The organism is Bradyrhizobium sp. HKCCYLRH3061 (genome assembly GCF_051168015.1).
Lineage (GTDB): Bacteria > Pseudomonadota > Alphaproteobacteria > Rhizobiales > Xanthobacteraceae > Bradyrhizobium.
This window is the reverse complement of sequence record NZ_JBNPUE010000022.1, coordinates 46236-67906: the sequence shown is the minus strand read 5'-3', so window position 1 is coordinate 67906 and position 21671 is coordinate 46236. Positions and strand designations below refer to the sequence as shown.

Sequence of the window (21671 nt, the reverse complement as noted above, 5' to 3'; positions counted from 1 at the left end):
CGGAGCAAGCATCTCTCGATCAGTCTACAGGGAGCACGTCTCCGATCAACCGGGCGATTGGGCCATCAGCTCGTGCGCGTCGCGCGGTCTTTTTCGTTCTGCGCCTTGATCGACTCCTTGGCCTTGGTCCAGTCGTCGTCGCTCCAGTCGCGCAGCTGATAGAAGTTGCCGCCCATCGCAAGCGCCTGGGCGCCGTCCATCGCGATGGTCTCGCCGTTGATCCAGTTGCAGCCGCCGGAGATCAGGAACACGGCCAGGTTCTGCAGCTCCTCCATGGTGCCGACGCGACCCATCGGGTTCATCGCCTTGGTGCGCGCGCCGGCCTCGTCGCCGGGCTTGATGCGCTTGCTCATGCCTTCGGTCGGGATCTCGCCGGGTGCGATGGTGTTGAGGCGGATGCCGTAGCGGCCCCATTCGGTGGCGAGCGACATCGTCATCGCGTGGATCGCCGACTTGCTCATTGCCGAGGGCACCACATAGGGCGAGCCGTTGCGCACCCAGGTGACCGTGATCGACACGACGTTGCCCGGCTGCTCCGCTGCGATCCAGCGCTTGCCGACGGCATGCGTCACATAGAACGTGCCGTGCATCACGATGTTGGCAACCGCGTCGAAACCGCGCGGGCTCAATTCCTCGGTGCGGGAAATGAAATTGCCGGCGGCGTTGTTGATGAGATCGGTGAGGCCGCCTTCCTGGAAGATCGCCTCGATCATTTCCTCGACCGCCATCGCATTGCGGATGTCGACGCCGTGGCTGGTGACGCGCCCGCCATAGAGGTCCATCAGTTCGGTCGCGGTCTCGTCGCAGACGATTTTCCGCCGGCCGCAAATATGCACTTCGGCGCCAAGCTGCAGGAAGCGTGCGGCCATCGCTTTGCCAAGGCCGGTGCCGCCGCCGGTCACCAGAATGCGCCGACCTTCGAGGAGATTGTCCTTGAACATGGGAGAGTTTCCGCCTGACATGTTGTGAGTTAATTGGTCGATTGACTAAATCGCTCCGACAGCCTTCTGTAAAGTCACAAAGACATTCGTGAGGAGACCGCTCGATGGACAACCGCATCGCGATCGAGATCAAGGACGGCGTCGCCGACGTTCGCCTGGTCCGCGCCGACAAGATGAATGCGCTGGACATGGAGATGTTCGAGGCGCTGGTGGCGGCCACCGAGCGGCTGGCGAAGGAAAAGGGGCTGCGCGCCGTGGTGCTGTCCGGCGAGGGCCGCGCCTTCTGCGCCGGGCTCGACATGGGCCGCTTCGCGGCGATGAAGGACTCCGGCGGCAACGGCATACCCGGCGGCGAGAAGCGCGACCTCACCGTTCGCACCCACGGCAAGGCGAACTTCGCCCAGCAGGCGGTGTGGGGCTGGCGGAAGTTGCCGGCGCCGGTGATTGCTGCAGTGCATGGCGTGGCCTATGGCGGCGGCTTCCAGCTCGCGCTCGGCGCCGACATGCGCTACGTCGCACCGGACACCAAGATGTCGATCATGGAGATCAAATGGGGTCTGGTGCCGGACATGGCGGGCACGCCGATCCTGGCGACCCTGATGCGCGACGACGTCCTGCGCGAGCTGACCTATACCGGCCGCGTGTTTTCGGCGGAAGAGGGGCAGGCTTACGGCCTCGTTACGCGCATCTGCGCCGATCCGCGCGCCGCCGCGCTGGAGACGGCGCGTGAGATCGCAGGCAAAAATCCGGATGCGATCCGCGCCGCCAAGCGCATGCTGAACAACCTCTCGGTCGATCCGGGCCCGGCGCTGCTCGCGGAATCGGTCGAGCAGCAGAAGCTGATCGGCAGCCCGAACCAGCTGGAGTCGGTGCGGGCGAACATCGAAAAGCGTGCGCCCAAGTTTGTAGATTAGCCTCCTCCTTGCGGGCAGCCCCGAAGGAGCTGAGCCAAACAATTTCCAGATTCCGGGTTCGATGCTGCGCATCGCCCCGGAATGACGGCGGAAACTCGAACCGACGCCAGATCGGACAAGGCAATAACAATGGAAACGTCCTCCCTGTTTTGCGGCATCATCTCCGGCGAACGTCGGCGCAGCCACGCTGACATCGCCGACCGCGCCGCGCGGATCGCGAGCGGTCTCGCGCAGCTCGGCGTGCGCCAGGGCGACTGCGTCTGCATGCTCATGCGCAACGACATCGCCTTCATCGAGGCCGCCTACGGCGCGATGCGACTGGGCGCCTATGGTGTGCCGGTGAACTGGCACTTCAAGCCGGAGGAGATCGATTACATCCTCAAGGACTCCGCGACGCGGGTGCTGATCGGTCACGCCGATCTGCTGCATCAGCTTCGCGGCCTGATTCCCTCCGGCATCACCGTGCTCAGCGTCCCGACGCCGCCGGAGATCCTGTCCAACTACAGGATCGGCCCGGATCTGCTCGCGACACCTGAGTTCGCGACCGACCTGGAAAGCTGGCTGGCGCAACAGGGCCCCTACGAGGGGCCGCAGGTGCCGCAGCCGCAGAACATGATCTACACCTCCGGCACGACTGGTCATCCCAAGGGCGTCCGGCGCAATGCGCCGACGGTGGAGCAGGCGGCCTCGGCCGAACGGATGCGGGCGCTGATCTATGGACTCAAGCCGGGCTCGCGCGCGCTGCTGCCCGGACCGCTGTATCATTCCGCGCCGAACGCCTTCGGCCTGCGTGCCGGACGGCTCGGTGGCGCGCTGGTGCTGATGCCGCGGTTCGAGCCGGAGGAGTTTCTCCGTATCATCCAGGTGGAGCGGATCGACACCATCTTCATGGTGCCGACCATGTTCATCCGCCTGATGAAGCTGCCCGAGGAGGTGCGCAGCCGCTACGACATGTCGTCGCTGCGTCACATCATCCACGCCGCGGCGCCGTGCCCGGCCGACGTCAAGCGCGCGATGATCGAATGGTGGGGGCCGGTCATCTACGAATTCTACGGCTCGACCGAATCGGGCGCAGTCACCTTCGCGAGCTCCGAGGACGCGCTGAAGAAGCCCGGCACCGTCGGCAAGGTCTCGCCGGGCGCCGAGCTGCGCTTCCTCGGCGAGGACGGGCGCATCCTGCCGCAGGGCGAGATCGGCGAGATCTATTCGCGCATCGCCGGCAACCCGGATTTCACCTATCACAACAAGCCGGAGAAGCGCGCCGAGATCGACCGCGACGGCTTCATCACCTCGGGTGATGTCGGCTACATGGACCCCGATGGCTATGTGTTCCTGTGCGACCGCAAGCGCGACATGGTGATCTCCGGCGGGGTCAACATCTATCCGGCCGAGATCGAGGCGGTGCTGCATACCGTGCCGGGCGTGCACGATTGCGCTGTGTTCGGCATCCCCGACACGGAGTTCGGCGAGGCGCTGATGGCCGTTGTCGAACCGCAGCCCGGCGTCGTGCTGGATGTCGGCGCTATCAAGGCGCGGCTGAAGGCGTCGCTGGCCGACTACAAGGTGCCCAGGCATATCGAAATCCACGGCAAGCTGCCGCGCGAGGATTCCGGCAAGATCTTCAAGCGGCGGCTGCGCGATCCGTATTGGGAGCGAGCCGGAAGGCAAATCTGACCGAGGGGAGGAACGATAGCTTGGAATAGGGCAGGCGACGCCTCTTTCTTGATCTTGCGCTGCAATGCGGATACGGCAGACTGACCCGTAAATGGGCAGCTGCTGGAGAGCGCATCCATGTCGCCGCAAGCCATACCAGAGGAAATCCGTCCCAACCGCGCCGCCGAGGCGCAGGCCATGGAGGAGGATGCGCGGCTTCGGGACGACATCCGGCTGCTCGGCCGCATCCTCGGCGACACCGTTCGCGACCAGGAGGGCGCCGACGTCTTCGACCTCGTCGAGCTGATACGCCAGACCTCGGTGCGCTTCCATCGCGACGAGGACCGCCAGGCGCGGCGCGAGCTGGAGCAGATCCTCGACGGCATGTCGACCGCAGAGACCGTCCGCATCGTCCGCGCCTTCAGCTATTTCTCCCATCTCGCCAACATCGCCGAGGACCAGAACAACATCCGCCGCATGCGCGCCAAGAGCGACGCCAACGGCGGCAATGGCATGCTGGCGGCGACGCTCGCCCACGCCAAGTCGGCCGGCTTCGAGGCGGCGGAGCTGCGCAAGTTCTTCTCCACCGCGTTGGTCAGCCCGGTCCTGACCGCGCACCCCACCGAGGTGCGGCGCAAGAGCACGATGGATCGCGAGATGGAGATCGCGATGCTGCTCGACCGCCGCGAGCGGATGCAGTTGACGCCGGATGAGCGCGCGGCCAATGACGAGGCGCTGCGCCGCGCCGTTCTGACCTTGTGGCAGACCAACCTGCTGCGCCGGACCAAGCTGACGGTGCTCGACGAGGTCACCAACGGCCTGTCGTTCTACGACTACACCTTCCTGCGCGAGGTGCCGCGGCTGCTCTGTTCGCTCGAGGACCGGCTCAATGACGGCGCGGAGGTGGCGGGCGATCTCGCCTCGTTCCTGCGGATGGGGAGCTGGATCGGCGGCGACCGCGACGGCAATCCGTTCGTGACCGCCGAGGTCATGCGTGGAACGCTCAAGCTGCAATCCAGCCTGGCGCTGCATTACTATCTGGAGGAGCTGCATCTGCTCGGCAGCGAGCTGTCCATTGCGGCGCATCTCGCCGATGTCTCGGAGGAGCTGCGCGCGCTGGCCGAGCGCTCGCCGGACACGTCGCCGCACCGCCGTGGCGAGCCCTATCGTCTGGCGGTGTCCGGCATCTATGCGCGGCTGGCGGCCACCGCGAAGAAGCTCGGCATCCAGATCAGCCGCCTGCCGGTGGCGGCGGTCGCGCCTTACGACAGCGTCAAAGAGTTGCAGGACGATCTCGACGTGCTGCATCGCTCGCTGATCGCCAACAATGCCGAGGTCATTGCGCGCGGCCGGCTGCGCATGCTCCGGCGCGCGGTCGACTGTTTCGGCTTCCATCTGGCCCGGCTCGACATCCGCCAGAACTCGGCGGTGCACGAGCGCACCGTCGCCGAGCTGATCGACACCGCGATGCCCGGCATGTCCTACATGGCGCTCAGCGAGGATGCCCGCGTCGGCCTGCTGGTCAGCGAGCTGCGCAATGCTAGGCCACTGGTCTCGCAGTTCGTGAAATACAGCGACGAGACCGTCGGCGAGCTCGATCTGTTCCGCGCCGCCGCCGAGGCGCACGCGACGTTCGGCGCCGACGTGATCTCCCAGTGCATCATCTCGATGTGCAAGGGCATGTCGGACATGCTCGAGGTGGCGTTGCTGCTCAAGGAGGTCGGCCTGATCGATCCATCGGGCCGCTGCGCCGTCAATATCGTGCCGCTGTTCGAGACCATCGAGGACCTGCAGGCGTCCAGCGGCATCATGGACCGGATGCTGGCGCTGCACGATTACCGCCGCCTGGTCGACAGCCGCGGCGCCGTGCAGGAGGTGATGCTCGGCTATTCCGACAGCAACAAGGATGGCGGCTTCGTCACCTCGGGCTGGGAGCTCTACAAGGCCGAGATCGGCCTGGTCGATATCTTCGAACGCCATGGCATCCGGCTCAGGCTGTTCCACGGCCGCGGCGGCTCGGTCGGCCGCGGCGGTGGCCCGAGCTACGATGCCATCATCGCGCAGCCCGGCGGCGCCGTGAACGGCCAGATCCGGATCACCGAGCAGGGCGAGATCATCTCCAGCAAATATTCCAATGCCGAGGTCGGCCGCAACAATCTGGAGATCCTCGCCGCGGCGACGCTCGAGGCCAGCCTGCTGCATCCGCGCCAGCCGGCGCCAAAGCGCGAATATCTCACCGCGATGGACCGGCTCTCGGAGCTCGCGTTCAAGGCCTATCGCGGCCTGGTCTACGAGACCGACGGCTTCGTCGACTATTTCTGGGCCTCGACCGTCATCAACGAGATCGCGACCTTGAACATCGGCAGCCGCCCAGCCTCGCGCAAGAAGACCCGCGCGATCGAGGATCTGCGCGCCATCCCCTGGGTGTTCTCCTGGGCGCAGTGCCGGTTGATGCTGCCGGGCTGGTACGGCTTCGGCAGCGCGGTCGAGACCTGGATCGCGGAGAATCCGGAGCAGGGCATGCCGTTCCTGCGCGAGCTCTACCGGGAATGGCCGTTCTTCCGCATGCTGTTGTCGAACATGGACATGGTGCTCGCCAAGAGCTCGATCGCGATCGCCTCGCGCTATGCGGAGCTGGTCCCCGACGAGGCCCTGCGGGAAAAGATCTTCGGCCGCATCCGCCGTGAATGGAATCTGGTGATCGAGACCTTGCTCGACATCACCGGGCAGGAGCGTCTGTTGCAGGGCAACCCGCTGCTGGAGCGCTCGGTGCGCAACCGCTTTCCCTATCTCGATCCGCTCAACCACGTGCAGGTCGAGTTGTTGAAGGAGCACCGCGCGCAGAACCCGGACGAGCAGGTGCTGCGCGGGATTCAACTGACGATCAACGGCATCTCGGCGGGGTTGAGGAATACGGGCTGACGCGACGAACGCGGACTGGCGAGGACAATGAGCTCCTCGCCAGCCCGACACATCAGCTGTCTGCGGATCAGGGCTTCAGAGCGCCTTGTGCACTCGTATACACCGCATAGAGCGATGTTGAGCCGCAGATGTAGAGTCGATTGCGCTGCTGGCCGCCGAAGCAAAGGTTGGCGACCGTTTCAGGTATATGAATCTTGCCCAGCAACGTTCCGTCCGGGGCATAGCAGCGCACGCCGTCCTCGTTCGGATCACCCCAACCCACGGAGCACCAGACCCGTCCGTCGCGGTCGCATCGGACACCGTCGGAGATGCTTGGCTTCGGCATTTCGGCGAACACCTTGCTGTTGGCCAGCTTGCCGGCCGCGTGATCGACGTCGAATACGCGGATGTGTGCGGGATTGTCCGGCCCGTCGGTGAAGCCGGTGTCGATGATGTAGAGTTTCTTCTCGTCGGGCGAGAAGGCCAGCCCGTTGGGTTCGACGAAGTCGTCGACCACAACCTTCACCTCTCCCGATTTCGGATCGACCCGATAGACATTGTGCTTGTCCTGCTCGGGCTGCGCCTTGAGGCCCTCATAGAAACCACCGATACCGTAGACCGGATCGGTGAACCATATTGCGCCGTCGGCCGCGACCACCGCATCGTTGGGCGAGTTCAAGCGCTTGCCATTGTAGCTGTCGGCGATGATCGTGATCGAGCCGTCAAGCTCGGTGCGGGTGACCCGTCGGCCGCTGTGCTCGCAGGTGATCAGCCGTCCTTCCCGATCGATGGTGTTGCCGTTCGAATTCATCGACGGTTGTCGATAGACGCTGAGATGACCATCGTCCTCGGAGAAGCGCATGATGCGATTGTTCGGGATGTCGCTGAACAGCACATAGCGGCCAGCAGCAAAATAGACCGGGCCTTCGGCCCAGCGCATTCCGGTGGCGACGCGCTCGACGGCCATAGTGCCTGCGAAGGCGGGAAATTCCGCCGGCCCGAATGACAGCTTGGGCTTCTTCGCCGACTCCAGATGAGAGTCCGGATAGCGGCTGCCCGGCAAGGGACCGAGCGGCAACGGGTCCGTCGAGATTGTCGGCGCCCCCGTCTGGCCCGGCGGCGTGACGGTTGCGGCCGACGCAGTCGTGACTGTTGAAGCAGCGGCGAAAGCCGCGGCTCCTTTCAGCAGTCTGCGCCGGTTGAAGCCGTGAGCTGCGACCGACAAGTCCGGTGCGCCGTCGTGTCGTGAATTCGTCATCTGTGTCCTCCCGACTTTTTGTTGGGAGGCGACCATACGACGAAATCATGGCGGCGCGCGGGTCGTTTGGATAAAAAACAACTTGAGATGGTGTGCGCCGCAAGCGGAATTTCGGCGCTGCAATCTCAGATCGGGTCCCAGCCGAACACGTCGGCGGAACGATCGAGCTTGTAGAACGACGGCTTCAGCGCCGGCATGCCATGCTCCGCAATGGTCTGCGGCGTCCAGCCCTCGCCGCGGTGCACCGAGCGCAGCGGGCGCGACTGGCTCATCAGGAAGATCTCGTTCATGCGAACGGCGAAGATCTGGCCGGTGACGTCCTTCGAGGCATCGCCTAGCAGATAGGCGACGACGGGCGCGATCTTCTCGGGCCCCATCCGCTTCATGCGTTCGACGCGCTCCTTCTCGGCCTCGGTCTCCGCCGGGATGGTGCCGATCATGCGGCTCCAGGCGAACGGCGAGACGCAATTGGAGCGCACGTTGAAGCGGCCCATGTCGAGCGCGATCGACTTCGACAGGCCGACGATGCCGAGCTTCGCCGCGGCGTAGTTGGCCTGGCCATAATTGCCGATCAGCCCCGAGGTCGAGGTGAAGTGGACGAAGGAGCCGCTCTCCTGCTCGCGGAACAGCCGCGCGGCGGAGTGCGCGACGTAGAACGAGCCCATCAGGTGGACCTTGATGACGGCTTCGAACGCCTCGATGCTCATCTTGTGGAAGATCATGTCGCGCAGGATGCCGGCATTGTTGACCACGCCGTCGAGCTTGCCGAAGTGGTCGGTCGCGGCCTTCACGATCTTGCTGGCCGGGATCGCTTCGGACACGCTCTCGAAATTCGCCACCGCCGTGCCGCCGCGCTTCCTGATCTCCTCGACCACTTCCTCCGCCGGCGCGGCGCTGGTGCCCGAGCCGTCGGAGGCGACGCCGGGATCGTTGACGACGACCTTGGCGCCTTCGGCGGCGCACAGCAGCGCGATCTCGCGGCCGATGCCGCGGCCGGCGCCGGTGACGATGACGACTTTGTCCTGGAGCGATTTGGTCATGAGTCTTCTCCTGTTTTGCTCCGTCATTCCGGGATGGTGCGAAGCACCAGACCCGGAATCTCGAGATTCCGGGTTCGCACGTGCCGCGCGCCCCGGAATGACGGAGGCTGCTATCTCTCGTTCGTGAAGATGATCGTTCCCGATGCGGCGAACATGCCGCCGACGCCGTGACACACCGAGATCATGGCTCCTGGCACCTGCGCCGGGGCGATGCCACGCATCTGGCGCACGCTCTCCTGCAGCGCGTACATGCCGTACATGCCCGAATGCATGTAGGACAGGCCGCCGCCATTGGTGTTGAGCGGCAATTTGCCGCCCGGCCGCGTGTGTCCGGCTGCGATGAACGGCCCGGTCTCCTCATGCGGCATGAAGCCGAGATCGCCGAGACCGAACAGCGGCAGATGCGCGAACGCATCGTAGATCATCAGATGATCGACGTCGGCATGGCCGATGCCGGCTTCCTTGAAGGCGAGGGGGCCCGCGACCTTGAAGGCACGCGACGAATTGAACGTCTCCATCTGGCTGACCATCGGCGTCTCCACGCTTTCGCCTGTGCCGAGAATGTACACCGGCTTGCGCGGAAAATCCTTGGCGCGATCGGCCGAGGTCAGGATCAGCGCGCCGCCGCCATCGGTGACGAGGCAGCACTGCAGCAGGCGGAACGGGTAGGCGATCATGCGCGAGTTCAGGACGTCGTCGACGGTGATCGTGTCCTTCATCATCGCGCGCGGATTCTTTGCCGCCCATTCGCGCTGTACGACCGCAACCATCGCCAACTGCTCATGGGTGATGCCGTAGGTCTTCATGTAGCGCAGCACGGGGATCGGGAACATGCTGGGCGGGCCGTAGACGCCGAACGGCGCCTCGAACTGGCCCTGCAGGCTATCCGGCGCAATCGAGCGCGGCAGCTTGCCGATCATCGATTTGCCGCTCTCGGCATGGGTGATCAGCACGGTCTTGCACAGGCCGGCTTCGATCGCAGCCGCGGCGTGGCGGACATGCAGCATGAAGGAGCAGCCGCCGACCGAGGTGCCATCGACCCAGGTCGGTGTGATGCCGAGGTAATGGCAGATCTGCTGCGGCGTCTCGACGGCGGTGGCGAAGCCGTCGATGTCCGACAGCTTCAGCCCGGCATCGGCGATCGCATTCAGTGCCGCGTCCGCATGCAGCTGGATCTGCGACATCGTCGGGATGACACCGAGCTCGGTGGTCTCGGCCGCGCCGACCACGGCAACCTGGTTTCGACGCATGGCGTTATCCTTTCGCCGGCCGGAACAGGGGCAGGGTGATCTGCTCGTCCAATGTCTCGAATGTGACTTCGAGGGCCATGTCGAGCTCCAACGCCTCCGGCGTCTGCGGGCAGCCCGTGATGTTGCTCATCATGCGCGGGCCCTCTTCGAGCGCCACGACGGCAATGGCGTAAGGCGGCGTGAAGCCAGGTGCAGGGGGACGATGGTTGATGACGTAGCTGTAGAGCGTGCCTTTGCCCGTGGCCTTGAAGACGCTGACCTTGCGGCTGGCGCAGGCCGGACAGAACGGGCGCGGCGGGAAGTAGACGTGGGCGCAGGCGTCGCAGCGCTGCAGCCGCAACTCACCGGCCCGGGTGCCGTCCCAGAAATGCTGCGTCTCCGGCGTCGGTTTGGGACGTGCACGCATCGGCTCGGCCATCCGGGTTGATCCTCCCTGCGGCGGGCTCCGTCGCCCGCTCCTTTGCATCCGTGATGCGCCATTTGACGCAGACGCGTCAACGGTCCATCACGCCGCGCATGCGGCCCTCCGGGAGGCGCAGAGGTGTTTGGGCGGCAATTGCCGCCTGATGAAAATTGGTCTTTGATGCGGGGAGTAGGATCGGAGCCGAGATGAAGCTGCGTGACATCGCCCATTCCAGGACCGGCGACAAGGGTGACACCTCGAACATCTCGGTCATCGCCTACGACCCCAAGGATTACCCGCTGCTGCTCGCACAAGTCACGGCGGAGCGGGTGAAGGCGCACTTCGCCGGCATTGTCCAGGGCGAGGTGGTCCGCTATGAGCTGCCCAACATTGCGGCGCTGAACTTCGTGATGAGCCGGGCGCTCGGCGGCGGGGTCACCCGTTCGCTCGCGCTGGATGCGCACGGCAAGTCGCTGAGTTCCGCGCTGCTCGATCTGGATATTTCGGCCGACGCCGCAGACACCCGATAGGATGCCATGACCGTTTCAATTCCGACCCTGGCCGCGCTGGCCGACGATCTCGCCGCCGGCCGCACCACCGCGCGCAAGCTGGTGGAGGGGTGCCTCGCCCGCATTGCCGATCCTGCGGGTGAGGGGGAGCGCGCCTTCATCCATGTCGACAAGGAGGCGGCGCTCGCTGCCGCTGATGGCATGGACGCGCTGCGCAAGGCCAATGCCGCGCCGTCGCCCTTCGCCGGCATTCCGGTGTCGATCAAGGATCTGTTCGACATCAAGGGCCAGGTCACCCGCGCCGGCTCGCGGGCGCTGGAGGATTCCGCGCCGGCCGAGGCCGATGCGCCGGCGGTGGCGCGGCTGCGCCGGGCCGGCTTCGTCGTGATCGGCCGCACCAACATGACCGAGTTCGCCTATTCCGGCATCGGCATCAACCCGCATTACGGCACGCCGAAGAGCGCCTGGAAGCGCGACGTTGGCTACGTGCCCGGCGGCTCGTCGTCGGGCGCCGCGGTCTCCATCGTCGATCGCATGGCCTATGGTGCGCTCGGCACCGACACCGGCGGCTCCTGCCGCATCCCGGCGGCGTTCAACGGCATCGTCGGCTACAAGCCGACGCAGGCCCGCGTGCCACTCGACGGCGGCGTGCCGCTGTCGACCACGCTCGACAGCTTCGGCCCGCTCGCCAACACCGTGGCGTGCTGCGCCGTGCTCGATTCCGTGCTGGCCGACGAGCCGATCCGGCCGCTGGCATCACGCCCGGTGAAGGGCCTGCGGCTCGCCGTGCCCACCACCATCGTGCTGGACGAGCTCGATGCCGAGGTGGCCGCGACGTTCGAACGCGCGCTGGAGAGCCTGGCGAAGCAGGGCGCGCTGATCGCGCGCATCGAATTCCCGGAGTTCCTCGACGTCGGCATCATCGGCACAAAGGGCGGCTTCGCCGCCGCCGAGAGCTATGCCTGGCACCGCTTCCTGCTGGCGGCCAAGGGCGACGTCTACGATCCGCGCGTCTCGGTGCGCATCATGCGCGGCGAGGCGATCACCGTGCCCGACTACATCGAGATGCTCAACGCCCGCCGCTCGCTGGTGACGCGCGCCGCCGCGCGGATCGCGCCCTACGACGCGCTGGTGATGCCGACCACCGCCAACGGGCCGCCGAAAATCGCCGATCTCGCCGACGACCAGGCCTTCGCCCGCGAGAACGTCCGTGCGCTGCGCAACTGCACCTTCATCAACATGATCGACGGCTGCGCCATCTCGCTCCCGGCGCACCGCCATGGCGAAGTGCCCGTCGGCCTGATGCTGGCGCAGTCCGGCGGCCACGACCGCAAGCTGCTGGAGATCGCGGCGGGGATCGAGGGCGCGGTGCGGGGCTGAGGAGGGCGCGGTGTCGGATGACATCCGGGTCGGGGACCGCGTGAGGCTGCTCGGCCTGCCCGACTGGCTGCTGCATGATCTGCCCGCGAGCGAGCAGGCGGAGATGCGCGGCTTCCTTGGCCAATCATGCGCGGTGAGTGAGATCGACGCGCATGGCTATTACTGGCTCGGCTTCGGTATGACTGTCGACGACGCCGATGGCTCGCGCTGCACCGGCCACAGCTTCTGCGTTCCGCGCGACTGCATCGAACGCGAGCCGTGATCAGGGATTGCGTGGCGGGCCGCCGCTGGTGGGAGGCTGGACGGATTTCGCCGCTGCCGCCTGCGCCTGGTCGATCAGGCCGGCCACCAGCATCGTGTCGATGACGCGATCGCGGCGCTCCTGGTCGTATCGCGTAGGCCTCGGGATTCGCAGCCGGGTGATGAGCCAGGCGATCTCGCCGATGTCGAGGCTGGCGATGGATCTGCCGAAATAGGCCGTGGCGGCGTCTGCAGCACCAAAGGCGCCGCGGCCGAAATAGGCATTGTTGAGATAGGCCTCGAGGATGCGGTCGCGCGTGAACGTGCGCTCGATACGGCCCATGAAGACCTGTGTGCCGAGCTGCCATTCCAGGCTCGGTCCCCTGCAGCAGTCCGGAACCAGCGTCCAGAGACAATCGCGGCTGACCGCGTGGATGATGCTCGAATTGCCCGGCTGACGACCGGCCACGATCTCGGATGCGAGCCGTGCCAGCGGGCCGATCGACCGTCGTTCGTAGAAGTCGCGATCCTGGGAGGCGACGACGGCGTTCCGGACCAGGTGCGGAATCTCTGAGAGCGGCACATAGGAGCTTCCCGGTTTCGTCGTACAGAGCGGGCCTGTGGTAGGGAGAGCCGCAAGCTGGCTCTCGGTGGGCAGGACGAGGCCATATTCGAAGTACCAGATCACATAGCCTTCGGCGTAGAGCAGCAGCATGACGGCGAGCGAGAGCACGGCCAGGATCGTTTTGCCGAACAGGATGAAGACGCATTGGGTGCGGGAACGTGGCATCGTCGGAAGATTGGTTCCTTGGGATGCGTCCTGGTTCATCAGGTCTTTCCTGCGTGATATCGCCAAAATGTCCAGGAAACGGGTGGGCGCTGCGCCCCTTCTGTCGCATCCTCGTCATTCCGGGATCCGCGCCCTTGCGCGCAGGCCCGGAATCCATAACCACGATCGTGAGTATGGATTCCGGGCGCGTCGCTGCGCGCCGCCCCGGAATGACAACTGGGATGAATTGCATGGCCAGACTCACGCACGCAGTGCCCGACCTCGCTTCTCCCGTCGCGACCGGGATCGATGCGATCGATTGGCCAGTGGTCGAACGTGATCTCGATTCCAGCGGCTGCGCTGTGTTGCCGCAGCTCGTGTCGCCCGATGAATGCCGCGCGCTGGCGGCGCTTTATCCGGATGACGCGCATTTCCGCAGCCGCGTGGTGATGGCGCGGCACGGGTTCGGGCGCGGCGAGTACAAATATTTCAGCTATCCGCTGCCGGAGCCGGTCGCGAAGCTGCGGCCGCAGCTCTATGCCGGCCTGGTTCCGGTCGCCAATCGCTGGAATGCGACCATGGGCATCGACGTGCAATATTCCGACGATCACACCGCGTTTCTCGCCCGCTGCCATGCTGCCGGTCAGACGAGGCCGACGCCGCTGCTGCTGCAATATGACGAAGGCGACTACAACTGCCTGCACCAGGATCTCTATGGCGAGCATGTGTTTCCGCTGCAGGTCGCGATCCTGCTGTCGGAGCCGGGGCGTGACTTCGCGGGCGGCGAGTTCGTGCTGACCGAGCAGCGGCCGCGGATGCAGTCGCGCGCCGAGGTGGTGCCGTTGCGCCAGGGCGATGCCGTGGTGTTTGCTGTCCACCAGCGTCCGGTGCAGGGCACGCGCGGCAGCTACCGGGTCACCATGCGCCATGGCGTTAGTCGGCTGCGCTCAGGCCGGCGGCATACGCTCGGCGTGATCTTTCACGATGCGAAGTGAGGCGGATGACGGCTGATCTGTTCGATGGCCTGGAGGCGGCTGGACCGGCGCGCGAGCCGCTCGCGCCCGGGGCAATGCTGCTGCGCGGCTTCGCGCGGCCACAGGAGACCGAGCTGATCTCTGCCATCGAGGCGATCACGGCGCAGGCGCCGTTCCGCCGCATGGTGACGCCGGGTGGCCATCAGATGTCGGTGGCGATGACCAATTGCGGCCCGGTGGGCTGGGTGACGGACCGCAGCGGCTACCGCTACGATGCCCGCGATCCGGACAGTGGCCAGCCCTGGCCGGCGATGCCGCCGCTGTTTCGGCAGCTTGCCGAGCAGGCCGCAACCGACGCCGGCTTTGCCGCCTTCGCGCCCGATGCCTGCCTGATCAACCGCTACGAGCCGGGCGCGAGGATGTCGCTGCACCAGGATCGCGACGAGCAGGATCTGGGGGCGCCGATCGTCTCGGTATCATTCGGGCTGCCGGCGACGTTCCTGTTCGGGGGTCTGAAACGCACCGACAAGACGCAGCGCCATCGGCTGGTCCATGGCGACGTCGTCGTGTGGGGCGGTCCGGCGCGGCTCGCCTTTCACGGGGTCGCGCCGCTCGCCGATGGCGAGCATGCACAACTCGGCCGCCAGCGCGTCAACCTGACGTTTCGCCGCGCGCGCTAGTCCTGGCCGCTCTGTGACCTTCCTCATTTTGCAATGGGCATCCCTGGCTCTATGCTGCGCCACGGAGAGGGGCCATGAGCACTGTCGAACTTGCGGACGAGCGGGCGCCGGCGGCGACGCGGCTCGGACTCCACCTTGCGCTGCTGCAGCTGGTGTTCACGCTGCTGTGGACGACCTATGTGATCTATCTGCCCAAGCTTGCGGCCCAGGCCGGCATCGCGCCCTCGGCCGTCGTTCTGATCCTGATGCTGGACCAGGCGATCTTCACGCTGTCGGACACGGCCATGGGAATCGCCGCGGATCGGCTCGGGCCCATCGCCTCGCGATTCGGTCTCTTCATCGGCCTGCTGACTGCGATATCCTGCGCCGCCTTCGTGGCGCTGCCTTTCGCGGCAGCGTCGGCGGGTCCTGCGGTCTTTATCGGACTGATCGCGATCTGGGCGCTGACCTCGTCAGTGTTGCGCGCGCCGCCCTTGACGCTGCTCGGGCGTCATGCGGCCCGGCCGGCCATTCCGTTCCTGGCAGCGCTGGTCATGCTCGGCTACGGCGTGGCCGGCGCCGTGTCGCCCTATCTCGGCGTGATCCTGCGCGACTACGATCCGCGCCTGCCGTTCGTCATCTCATCGGCTGTGCTGCTGCTGACGGCGCTCGGTCTCTCGCGCATTCCGCAGGATAGCGGTCCGGCAGCGCAAGCAGTGGCCAAGCCTGAGCCCAAGCCGCTGCGGGGACTGCCGCTGCTGTTCATCGGCGCCATGGTAATCCTTGCGCTCGGCTACCAGCTGCATTTCAGCATCAACAGCTCGGCTTTCTATCTCCGCTTCGCCAGGCCGGAGGACTTGTCCTGGCTGATGCCGGTGTTCTGGATCGGCTTCAACCTCGTGCTGTTCCCGGCCAGCGTGGTAGTCAAGCATCGCGGCGGGCTCATGGTGATGGGAATCGCCGGTCTGCTTGGTGCGCTTGCGATCGTGCTTGCCGAGCTCGCGGGTGCGCTGACGGTGCTAATCGTGGCGCAGTTCATCGCCGGTGCCGCCTGGGGCTGCATGATGATGAGCGCGATGTCCGCGGCGCTGGCGATCGGGACGACGGGCGCCGAGGGCAAGGTGACCGGGCTCGTGTTCTCGGCGCTGGCGCTGGCGACCTTCGCGCGGATCGCCGCCGTCGCCGGCGGCCTGCAGAAGCTGCCCGACTACGCGCCCCTGGTGCAATGGGCACCGGTCGCCTGCTGGTTCGTGGCCGGCGCCGGCCTGCTGGTGATGGCCGCGGCAGCGTTGCAGGGACGGCAGGCATCTGCCTGACCCTGCAACCGCCCAGTCGTCCACCGCGATCGGCCTATGGTTTTGCCGGATGAATGAAAGCCCAGGGCGAGACCTCGGAATCCCGGGGCACTTCGACGTCGATCAAATAGGGCCCGCCATGCGCGAGCGCCTTCTGCAGCGCTGATTTGAACTGATCCGGCGCCGTGACGCGGCTCGCGGCCACGCCGAAGGACTCCGCGAGCTTGACGAAATCCGGGTTGACGAGGTCGGAGGCCACGACGCGGCCGTCGAAGCGCTCGCGCTGGTCGCGCCGGACATTTCCATACGCGTTGTTGTTGAACACCAGCGTGACCACGCCGATGTTGTACTGCACGGCCGTCGCCAGCTCCTGCACCGCGAACATGAAGCCGCCGTCGCCTGTGATCGCCACCACCGGTCTGTCGGGATGCGCGACCTTGGCGCCGAGCGCGGTCGGGAAGCCCGCGCCGAGCGTGCCCTGATAGCCCGAGGTGATGAAGGTGCGCGGCTCGTACACCGGAAAGCCGTACCAGGAGGCGAAACCGACCTGCGACAATTCGTCGGTAACGATGGCGTCCGGCGGCAGCACCTCGCGCAGCACGTTCAGATAGGCCATCTGCGGCTGCACCTTCTGGATCTCCTGCAAGGTGGCGGCGCTGGCCTCGCGAATGGTTGCGCGGCGGCCGGAGGTCTTGCGGTAGCCCGCCTTGCCGACGGCCGCCGAGAGCGCGGCCGTCCCGGCCTTGGCATCGGCGACAATGCCGGCATCGACGACCAGGCGCCGCATTTCGGCGGGGTCGATGTCGATGCGGATCGACTTCAAACCATCGGGCTTGAACGGCCAGCGGAACGTGGTCGGCAGCTCCATGCGGGTGCCGATTCCGATCATCAGGTCGGTGGTCGGCCAGAGCTTGTAGGCGGCGGCCATGGTGAGCCCGAGCTCATGCGCGTTGGAGACGATGCCGCGTCCGGACCGGAACGCCACGACCGGCGCGTCGATCATCTCGGCCAGCTCGAGGATCTCCTCGCGGGCCTCGATCGCGCCGGCGCCGACGAAGATCATCGGCGTTTTCGCAGAGGTAATCAGTCCGGCGGCCTTGACGATGCGGTCGGGATCGGGCTGCGGCGGCGCGAACTGCGGCAGCGGCTTGGCAGCGGCCGTCTCGGCCTTCTGCGTGAACACGTCCCACGGCATCTCGAGGGCCGTGGGACCGCGTCGCCCCGACAGCATTTCCTGGAACGCGCGCGCGACCAGCGTCGGCGCGCTGTCGGGATATTCGATGCGCTCCGCCCATTTGACGAAGGTGCGCAAGGTGGCGAGCTGGTCGGGCATCTCGTGCAGATGGCCGCGGCCACGGCCGAGATAATCCGTCGGCACCTGGCCCGTGAGACACAGCACCGGCTCGTTGCAGCCGAAGGCGGTGAGCAACGCCGCGCCGGCGTTGAGCACGCCGGGTCCGGGAACGACGCTGAATACGCCGGGCCTGCCGCTGGCGCGGGCATAGCCGAACGCCATGTAGCCGCAGGCCTGTTCGTGGCGGGCGCCGACGACCTTGAGCTGCGCCTGGTGGAAGGCGTCGAACAGGCCGTAGACCTGCGCCCCAGGAAGGCCGAACACGGTGTCGACGCCGTGGGCGACGAGCCCGCTGACGATGGCTTCGCCGCCGGTCATGGTGGTCATGCTGACATTCCGTTGCTGATTTTATAGAGCTTCGTCGACGACGCCATTGCGCAAGGTGCCGACGCCCTGGGCTTCGATCTCGATGACGTCGCCGGGCTTCAGATAGCGCGGCGGGTCGAACCGTGCACCGGCGCCGGTGGGCGTGCCCGTCACGATCACGTCACCGGGCATCAGCGTGGTGAAGGTCGAGATGTAGTTGATGAGGTAGCGGAAGCCGAACATCAGCCGCGACGTGCGATCGTCCTGGCGCAATTCGCCATTGACGTGCGTCGTCAGCCGGATGTCGGCGATCTGGCTTTCGTCGGTGTAGGGCACGATCCAGGGCCCGAGGCTGCCGGTGGAGTCGAAGTTCTTGCCCTGGGTGACGTTGAACTTGGCATGCCGCACCCAGTCGCGGATGGTGCCCTCGTTGCACAGCGTCAACGCCGCGATGTGATCCAACGCCTGGGCCTCGGGAATGTGACGACCCGCCTTGCCGATGATCAGCACGAGCTCGCCTTCGTAGTCCAGTTGCAGCGAGGCGCGCGGGCGCACCAGCGGCGTCTCGTGGCCGACGAAGGAGCGCGGCGTGCGCATGAACATCGACGGATATTTCGGCGCGTCCTGGCCATCCTTGTATTCGGCGTTGCGATCGGGATAGTTGACGCCGATACAGATGATCTTCTCGGGCGAGGGGATGGGCGGCAGCCAGGTGATGGCATCGAGGCCGTGATCGGGCGAGAGGCCGGCGGCGGTCTCGATCAGCCGCGGCAGGGCGCCCGCCGCGATGACTTCGCGTAAGGTCGGATAGTCCTTGGCGAAGCGCGCCGAGAGATCGACAAGACCTTTGTCAGTGACAAGTCCATAGCGGACAGAGCCGTTGACGGAGTAGGTCGCGAGGCGAGGGGAGGTCATGGGCATCTCTCCTTACACGCCGAGCCGCTGGATCTTGTGGGTGCCGCGCGCGAGCGAGACGTGCTTGGTCTCCATGTAGAAGTCGAACGAATAGTCGCCGCCGTCGCGGCCGATGCCCGACGCCTTCATGCCGCCGAACGGGGTCGGCAGATGGCGGACGTTCTCCGAGTTCAGCCAGATCATGCCGGCCTCCAGCGCGTCGGCGACGCGCAGCGCGCGGCCCATGTCGCCGGTCCAGACATAGCCGGTGAGGCCATATTGCACGTCGTTGGCGATCGCGATCGCGTCGGCTTCGTCGCGGAACGGGATCACGGTGAGGAACGGCCCGAACACTTCTTCCTGCGCCACGCGCATGGTCTGGCGCGCGCCGGTCACCAGCGTCGGCTCGACGTAATGGCCGCCGCCCGGGCCGTCGAACCGCTTGCCGCCGACGGCGATGATCGCACCGTCCTCGCGCGCAACGTCGACATAGAAGCAGACCTTCGCGAGATGCCGCTCATGGATCAGCGGTCCGATCTCGGTGGCGGGATCGAGCGGATGACCCACTTTCAGCGCACGCACGCGTGCGGCGAGCTTGGCCGTAAACGTCTCGGCGATGCTCTGCTGCACCAGCAGGCGGCTGGACGACGTGCAGCGCTCGCCGTTGAGCGAGTAGATCATGAACACGACGGCGTCGAGCGCGCGGTCGAGATCGGCATCGTCGAACACGATCACCGGGTTCTTGCCGCCGAGCTCGAAATGCACCCGCTTCAAGGTCGGTGCTCCCTGCGCCATGATCGCAGACCCCGTCGAGCTCTCGCCGACGAAGCCGATCGCCTTGATCGCGGGATGCTCGGTCAGCGCCTTGCCGGCCTCTTCGCCAAAGCCATGCACCGTGTTGAGCACGCCGTCGGGAATGCCGGCGTCCTTGGCGAGCTTGGCGAGCCATTGCGCCGTGATCGGCGACCATTCCGCCGGCTTGTGCACGACCGTGCAGCCGGCCGCGAGTGCGGGGGCGATCTTCCAGGTCGACAGCATGAACGGCGTGTTCCAGGGCGTGATCACGCCGACCGGGCCGATCGGCACCCGGGTCGAAATGTTCCAGTGCTCGTCGCTCGGCGTGCTCTGGCCGTCGCGGGCCTCGGTGCATTTGTCGGCGAAGAAGCGGAAGTTTTCCGCGGCGCGGATCGCGGCCTTGGCCATGAAGCGATAGGCCTGCCCGGTATCGATACATTCGAGCACCGCGATGTCGTCGGCATGATCCTCGATCGCATCGGCCACGCGATGCAGCAGCTTGCGCCGCATCGCCGGCGCCATGTCGCGCCAGGATTTGAAGGCAAGTGCGGCCGATGTCGCCGCGCGGTCGATGTCCTCGGCATTGCCGCGTGCGACGGTCGCGAGCACGGTGTTGTCGATCGGAGACTTGGTCTCGAACGTTGCGCCCGAGATGGCCGGCACCACCTTGCCGTCGATGAAATGGCCGATGTCCTCGTGCTTCAGCTTCGCGAGCAGGGGAGCCGCGCGGTCGAGGTTGGACTTGTAAATGTCGGTTTTGGGATTGGCCTTATCCATGGGATGCCTTCGCTTTCAGGGCGTCGTGGATGTTGTTGCGTTTCCAGCTGGTCGCGGCGTCGTTGATCTGCATGTCGAAGGACAGCGCGAACTTGCTGCTGGCGAAGACGGGATCGAGGTAATCCGAGAGCGCCTTGAAGACGTATTCGCCGGCCTTCTGCCGTGCCGGGAGGTCGCGGCCTTCGCCGAGCCGCAGCAGCATGGCGAGGAAGGCGGCATCGGGCTTGCCGTCGGCGATCGCGTAATGCTCGCAGCGGATCGCGCGCACGCGGATGCCGCCGATCGGAAAGATCCCGGTCTCACTGGCGGCCTTACGGACCACCTCGCAGACGTTGGCCATCACGACAAAGGCGTCGAGATTGGCGGAGTATTCGATGCTGAAATGCGGCATGATGCGGTCGCTCCGGTGCAGGCGTCAGGTGAAGTAACAGCTCACCGTTCCATACGGGCCGTAGTCGGCCTGGATGGTGTCGCCCTTGCGGGCCTCGATCGGCCGGATGAAGGAGCCGGCCAGAACGACCTGGCCTGGTTCGAGGGCAAGCCCGCGCGCTGCGATCTTGTTGGCGAGCCAGGCAACGGCCGTCGCCGGGTTGTTCAGCACGCCGGCGGCCAAGCCGGTCTCTTCCAGTTGACCGTTCTTATAACAGAGTGCGCCGATCCAGCGCAGGTCGGTATCGAGCGGCCGCAGCGGCCGGCCGCCGAGCACGATTCCGGCATTTGCCGCGTTGTCGGCGATCGTATCGAAGATCTTGCGGGTCGCCTTGGTCGCGGGATCCACCCGCTCGATCCGCGTATCCAGGATTTCCAGTGCCGGTACCACGAAATCGGTCGCGTTGAGCACGTCGAACACCGTGCAGTCCGGCCCCGACAGACGGTGCTTCATGACGAAGGCAAGTTCCGCCTCGATCCGCGTCGCGATGAAGCGGTCGGACGGCACCAGCCCGCCATCGGCAAAGAACATGTCGTCGAGCAGCACGCCCGAATCCGGCTCATCGATGTTCAGCGCGCTCTGCATCGCCTTCGATGTCAACCCGATCTTGTGCCCCTTGATGACGCGGCCCGCGGCCACCTTGATGCCGATCCAGGCCTCCTGGATGGCATAGGCATCTGCGATGGTGATATCGGGAAACTCCTGCGAAAACTGCCTGATCTGGTGGCGGCTCTTTTCAGCCTGATCCAGGCGTAACGCGCAGCTATGTATCTGGTCGCTCGAAAGAGGCATGGTTGTCGCTCAGAAAAGAGGTGGCCGCAGATGATTAACATGTTAAGTTTCTGCCGGCAAACCGAAAGGACGTTTGCTGCAGTGCAAATATTCGGGGCGACCCCCAGGAGATTGATGTGAGCGAGACCAGGGCGAAG

At 65.8% G+C, this 21671-nt stretch carries 20 protein-coding genes; 9 read left to right on the top strand and 11 right to left on the bottom strand.

Going from position 1 to position 21671, the window contains the following annotated elements:
• Window positions 1-65: 65 nt before the first annotated feature.
• The gene (locus ACQR2C_RS28520; RefSeq protein WP_434882597.1) at window positions 66-941 is read right to left on the bottom strand and encodes an SDR family oxidoreductase; all 876 of its coding nucleotides are present in this window, start codon (window positions 939-941) and stop codon (window positions 66-68) included.
• A gap of 104 nt (window positions 942-1045) precedes the next feature.
• On the opposite strand from ACQR2C_RS28520, the gene ACQR2C_RS28515 reads away from it, so the two are divergent.
• From ACQR2C_RS28515 to ppc, 3 genes are all read left to right on the top strand, one after another.
• The gene (locus ACQR2C_RS28515; protein ID WP_434882596.1) at window positions 1046-1855 is read left to right on the top strand and encodes a crotonase/enoyl-CoA hydratase family protein; all 810 of its coding nucleotides are present in this window, start codon (window positions 1046-1048) and stop codon (window positions 1853-1855) included.
• Between the two features lie 129 nt (window positions 1856-1984).
• Window positions 1985-3529 (top strand): acyl-CoA synthetase, encoded by a 1545-nt coding sequence (locus tag ACQR2C_RS28510; protein WP_434882595.1) that lies wholly within the window; start codon window positions 1985-1987, stop codon window positions 3527-3529.
• Between the two features lie 117 nt (window positions 3530-3646).
• The gene (gene ppc, locus ACQR2C_RS28505) at window positions 3647-6430 is read left to right on the top strand and encodes a phosphoenolpyruvate carboxylase (protein ID WP_434882594.1); all 2784 of its coding nucleotides are present in this window, start codon (window positions 3647-3649) and stop codon (window positions 6428-6430) included.
• A 67-nt stretch (window positions 6431-6497) separates the two neighbouring features.
• Here the strand turns inward: ppc and ACQR2C_RS28500 are convergent, their stop codons facing one another.
• The 4 genes from ACQR2C_RS28500 to ACQR2C_RS28485 all read right to left on the bottom strand — a co-directional run bounded on the left by ACQR2C_RS28500 (window position 6498) and on the right by ACQR2C_RS28485 (window position 10375).
• Window positions 6498-7376, bottom strand: coding sequence for an SMP-30/gluconolactonase/LRE family protein (locus ACQR2C_RS28500; protein WP_315801386.1), 879 nt, complete (start codon window positions 7374-7376; stop codon window positions 6498-6500).
• Between the two features lie 416 nt (window positions 7377-7792).
• Window positions 7793-8707 (bottom strand): SDR family oxidoreductase, encoded by a 915-nt coding sequence (locus ACQR2C_RS28495; protein WP_315801296.1) that lies wholly within the window; start codon window positions 8705-8707, stop codon window positions 7793-7795.
• A gap of 110 nt (window positions 8708-8817) precedes the next feature.
• Window positions 8818-9957, bottom strand: coding sequence for a thiolase C-terminal domain-containing protein (locus ACQR2C_RS28490; protein ID WP_434882593.1), 1140 nt, complete (start codon window positions 9955-9957; stop codon window positions 8818-8820).
• A 4-nt stretch (window positions 9958-9961) separates the two neighbouring features.
• Window positions 9962-10375, bottom strand: a complete 414-nt coding sequence (locus ACQR2C_RS28485; protein ID WP_315801294.1) for a Zn-ribbon domain-containing OB-fold protein — start codon at window positions 10373-10375, stop codon at window positions 9962-9964.
• Window positions 10376-10566: 191 nt separating this feature from the next.
• On the opposite strand from ACQR2C_RS28485, the gene ACQR2C_RS28480 reads away from it, so the two are divergent.
• Genes ACQR2C_RS28480 through ACQR2C_RS28470 form a run of 3 tightly spaced genes read left to right on the top strand, consistent with a single transcriptional unit; the run spans window position 10567 to window position 12511 of the window.
• Window positions 10567-10890, top strand: a complete 324-nt coding sequence (locus ACQR2C_RS28480) for an AtuA-related protein (RefSeq protein WP_434847499.1) — start codon at window positions 10567-10569, stop codon at window positions 10888-10890.
• Window positions 10891-10896: 6 nt separating this feature from the next.
• Window positions 10897-12249 (top strand): amidase, encoded by a 1353-nt coding sequence (locus ACQR2C_RS28475; RefSeq protein WP_434882592.1) that lies wholly within the window; start codon window positions 10897-10899, stop codon window positions 12247-12249.
• Between the two features lie 10 nt (window positions 12250-12259).
• A complete protein-coding gene (locus ACQR2C_RS28470; RefSeq protein ID WP_316218537.1) occupies window positions 12260-12511 on the top strand; it encodes a hypothetical protein in 252 nt (83 codons plus the stop codon).
• Here the strand turns inward: ACQR2C_RS28470 and ACQR2C_RS28465 are convergent, their stop codons facing one another.
• Complete coding sequence (locus ACQR2C_RS28465; RefSeq protein ID WP_434882591.1) at window positions 12512-13279, bottom strand: transglycosylase domain-containing protein; 768 nt, start codon at window positions 13277-13279, stop codon at window positions 12512-12514.
• A gap of 230 nt (window positions 13280-13509) precedes the next feature.
• On the opposite strand from ACQR2C_RS28465, the gene ACQR2C_RS28460 reads away from it, so the two are divergent.
• The 3 genes from ACQR2C_RS28460 (at window position 13510) to ACQR2C_RS28450 (ending at window position 16207) form a co-directional block, all read left to right on the top strand.
• The gene (locus ACQR2C_RS28460; RefSeq protein WP_434882590.1) at window positions 13510-14253 is read left to right on the top strand and encodes a 2OG-Fe(II) oxygenase; all 744 of its coding nucleotides are present in this window, start codon (window positions 13510-13512) and stop codon (window positions 14251-14253) included.
• A 5-nt stretch (window positions 14254-14258) separates the two neighbouring features.
• Complete coding sequence (gene alkB / locus ACQR2C_RS28455; RefSeq protein ID WP_315801289.1) at window positions 14259-14912, top strand: DNA oxidative demethylase AlkB; 654 nt, start codon at window positions 14259-14261, stop codon at window positions 14910-14912.
• 74 nt (window positions 14913-14986) lie between these two features.
• Window positions 14987-16207 carry an MFS transporter gene (locus tag ACQR2C_RS28450; RefSeq protein WP_434882589.1) on the top strand — a complete coding sequence of 407 codons (1221 nt, stop codon included), beginning with the start codon at window positions 14987-14989 and terminating at the stop codon, window positions 16205-16207.
• Window positions 16208-16241: 34 nt separating this feature from the next.
• Here ACQR2C_RS28450 and ACQR2C_RS28445 read toward each other — a convergent pair whose 3' ends face one another.
• From ACQR2C_RS28445 to hpaH, 5 genes are read right to left on the bottom strand one after another with little or no spacing between them, the layout of a single operon-like run.
• Window positions 16242-17867: a thiamine pyrophosphate-dependent enzyme gene (locus ACQR2C_RS28445; protein ID WP_434882588.1), complete on the bottom strand. Its 1626-nt coding sequence runs from the start codon at window positions 17865-17867 to the stop codon at window positions 16242-16244.
• A gap of 21 nt (window positions 17868-17888) precedes the next feature.
• A complete protein-coding gene (locus ACQR2C_RS28440) occupies window positions 17889-18761 on the bottom strand; it encodes a fumarylacetoacetate hydrolase family protein (protein ID WP_434882587.1) in 873 nt (290 codons plus the stop codon).
• Between the two features lie 12 nt (window positions 18762-18773).
• A complete protein-coding gene (hpaE, locus tag ACQR2C_RS28435; protein WP_434882586.1) occupies window positions 18774-20312 on the bottom strand; it encodes a 5-carboxymethyl-2-hydroxymuconate semialdehyde dehydrogenase in 1539 nt (512 codons plus the stop codon).
• On the bottom strand, window positions 20305-20703 hold the full coding sequence (locus ACQR2C_RS28430) for a 5-carboxymethyl-2-hydroxymuconate Delta-isomerase (RefSeq protein WP_315801284.1): 399 nt from the start codon (window positions 20701-20703) through the stop codon (window positions 20305-20307). Before ACQR2C_RS28430 ends, hpaE begins: the two co-directional genes overlap by 8 nt.
• Before the next feature lie 24 nt (window positions 20704-20727).
• Window positions 20728-21534, bottom strand: coding sequence for a 2-oxo-hept-4-ene-1,7-dioate hydratase (gene hpaH / locus ACQR2C_RS28425; protein ID WP_315801283.1), 807 nt, complete (start codon window positions 21532-21534; stop codon window positions 20728-20730).
• Between the last annotated feature and the right edge of the window lie 137 nt (window positions 21535-21671).

Bases quoted from the DNA above. Each gene is read 5' to 3' on its own strand.
- ACQR2C_RS28520 (WP_434882597.1), bottom strand. From the start codon at position 941: ATGTTCAAGGACAATCTCCTCGAAGGTCGGCGCATTCTGGTGACCGGC.
- ACQR2C_RS28515 (WP_434882596.1), top strand. From the start codon at position 1,046: ATGGACAACCGCATCGCGATCGAGATCAAGGACGGCGTCGCCGACGTT.
- ACQR2C_RS28510 (WP_434882595.1), top strand. From the start codon at position 1,985: ATGGAAACGTCCTCCCTGTTTTGCGGCATCATCTCCGGCGAACGTCGG.
- ppc (WP_434882594.1), top strand. From the start codon at position 3,647: ATGTCGCCGCAAGCCATACCAGAGGAAATCCGTCCCAACCGCGCCGCC.
- ACQR2C_RS28500 (WP_315801386.1), bottom strand. From the start codon at position 7,376: ATGGCCGTCGAGCGCGTCGCCACCGGAATGCGCTGGGCCGAAGGCCCG.
- ACQR2C_RS28495 (WP_315801296.1), bottom strand. From the start codon at position 8,707: ATGACCAAATCGCTCCAGGACAAAGTCGTCATCGTCACCGGCGCCGGC.
- ACQR2C_RS28490 (WP_434882593.1), bottom strand. From the start codon at position 9,957: ATGCGTCGAAACCAGGTTGCCGTGGTCGGCGCGGCCGAGACCACCGAG.
- ACQR2C_RS28485 (WP_315801294.1), bottom strand. From the start codon at position 10,375: ATGGCCGAGCCGATGCGTGCACGTCCCAAACCGACGCCGGAGACGCAG.
- ACQR2C_RS28480 (WP_434847499.1), top strand. From the start codon at position 10,567: ATGAAGCTGCGTGACATCGCCCATTCCAGGACCGGCGACAAGGGTGAC.
- ACQR2C_RS28475 (WP_434882592.1), top strand. From the start codon at position 10,897: ATGACCGTTTCAATTCCGACCCTGGCCGCGCTGGCCGACGATCTCGCC.
- ACQR2C_RS28465 (WP_434882591.1), bottom strand. From the start codon at position 13,279: ATGCCACGTTCCCGCACCCAATGCGTCTTCATCCTGTTCGGCAAAACG.
- ACQR2C_RS28460 (WP_434882590.1), top strand. From the start codon at position 13,510: ATGGCCAGACTCACGCACGCAGTGCCCGACCTCGCTTCTCCCGTCGCG.
- alkB (WP_315801289.1), top strand. From the start codon at position 14,259: ATGACGGCTGATCTGTTCGATGGCCTGGAGGCGGCTGGACCGGCGCGC.
- ACQR2C_RS28450 (WP_434882589.1), top strand. From the start codon at position 14,987: ATGAGCACTGTCGAACTTGCGGACGAGCGGGCGCCGGCGGCGACGCGG.
- ACQR2C_RS28445 (WP_434882588.1), bottom strand. From the start codon at position 17,867: ATGACCACCATGACCGGCGGCGAAGCCATCGTCAGCGGGCTCGTCGCC.
- ACQR2C_RS28440 (WP_434882587.1), bottom strand. From the start codon at position 18,761: ATGACCTCCCCTCGCCTCGCGACCTACTCCGTCAACGGCTCTGTCCGC.
- hpaE (WP_434882586.1), bottom strand. From the start codon at position 20,312: ATGGATAAGGCCAATCCCAAAACCGACATTTACAAGTCCAACCTCGAC.
- ACQR2C_RS28430 (WP_315801284.1), bottom strand. From the start codon at position 20,703: ATGCCGCATTTCAGCATCGAATACTCCGCCAATCTCGACGCCTTTGTC.
- hpaH (WP_315801283.1), bottom strand. From the start codon at position 21,534: ATGCCTCTTTCGAGCGACCAGATACATAGCTGCGCGTTACGCCTGGAT.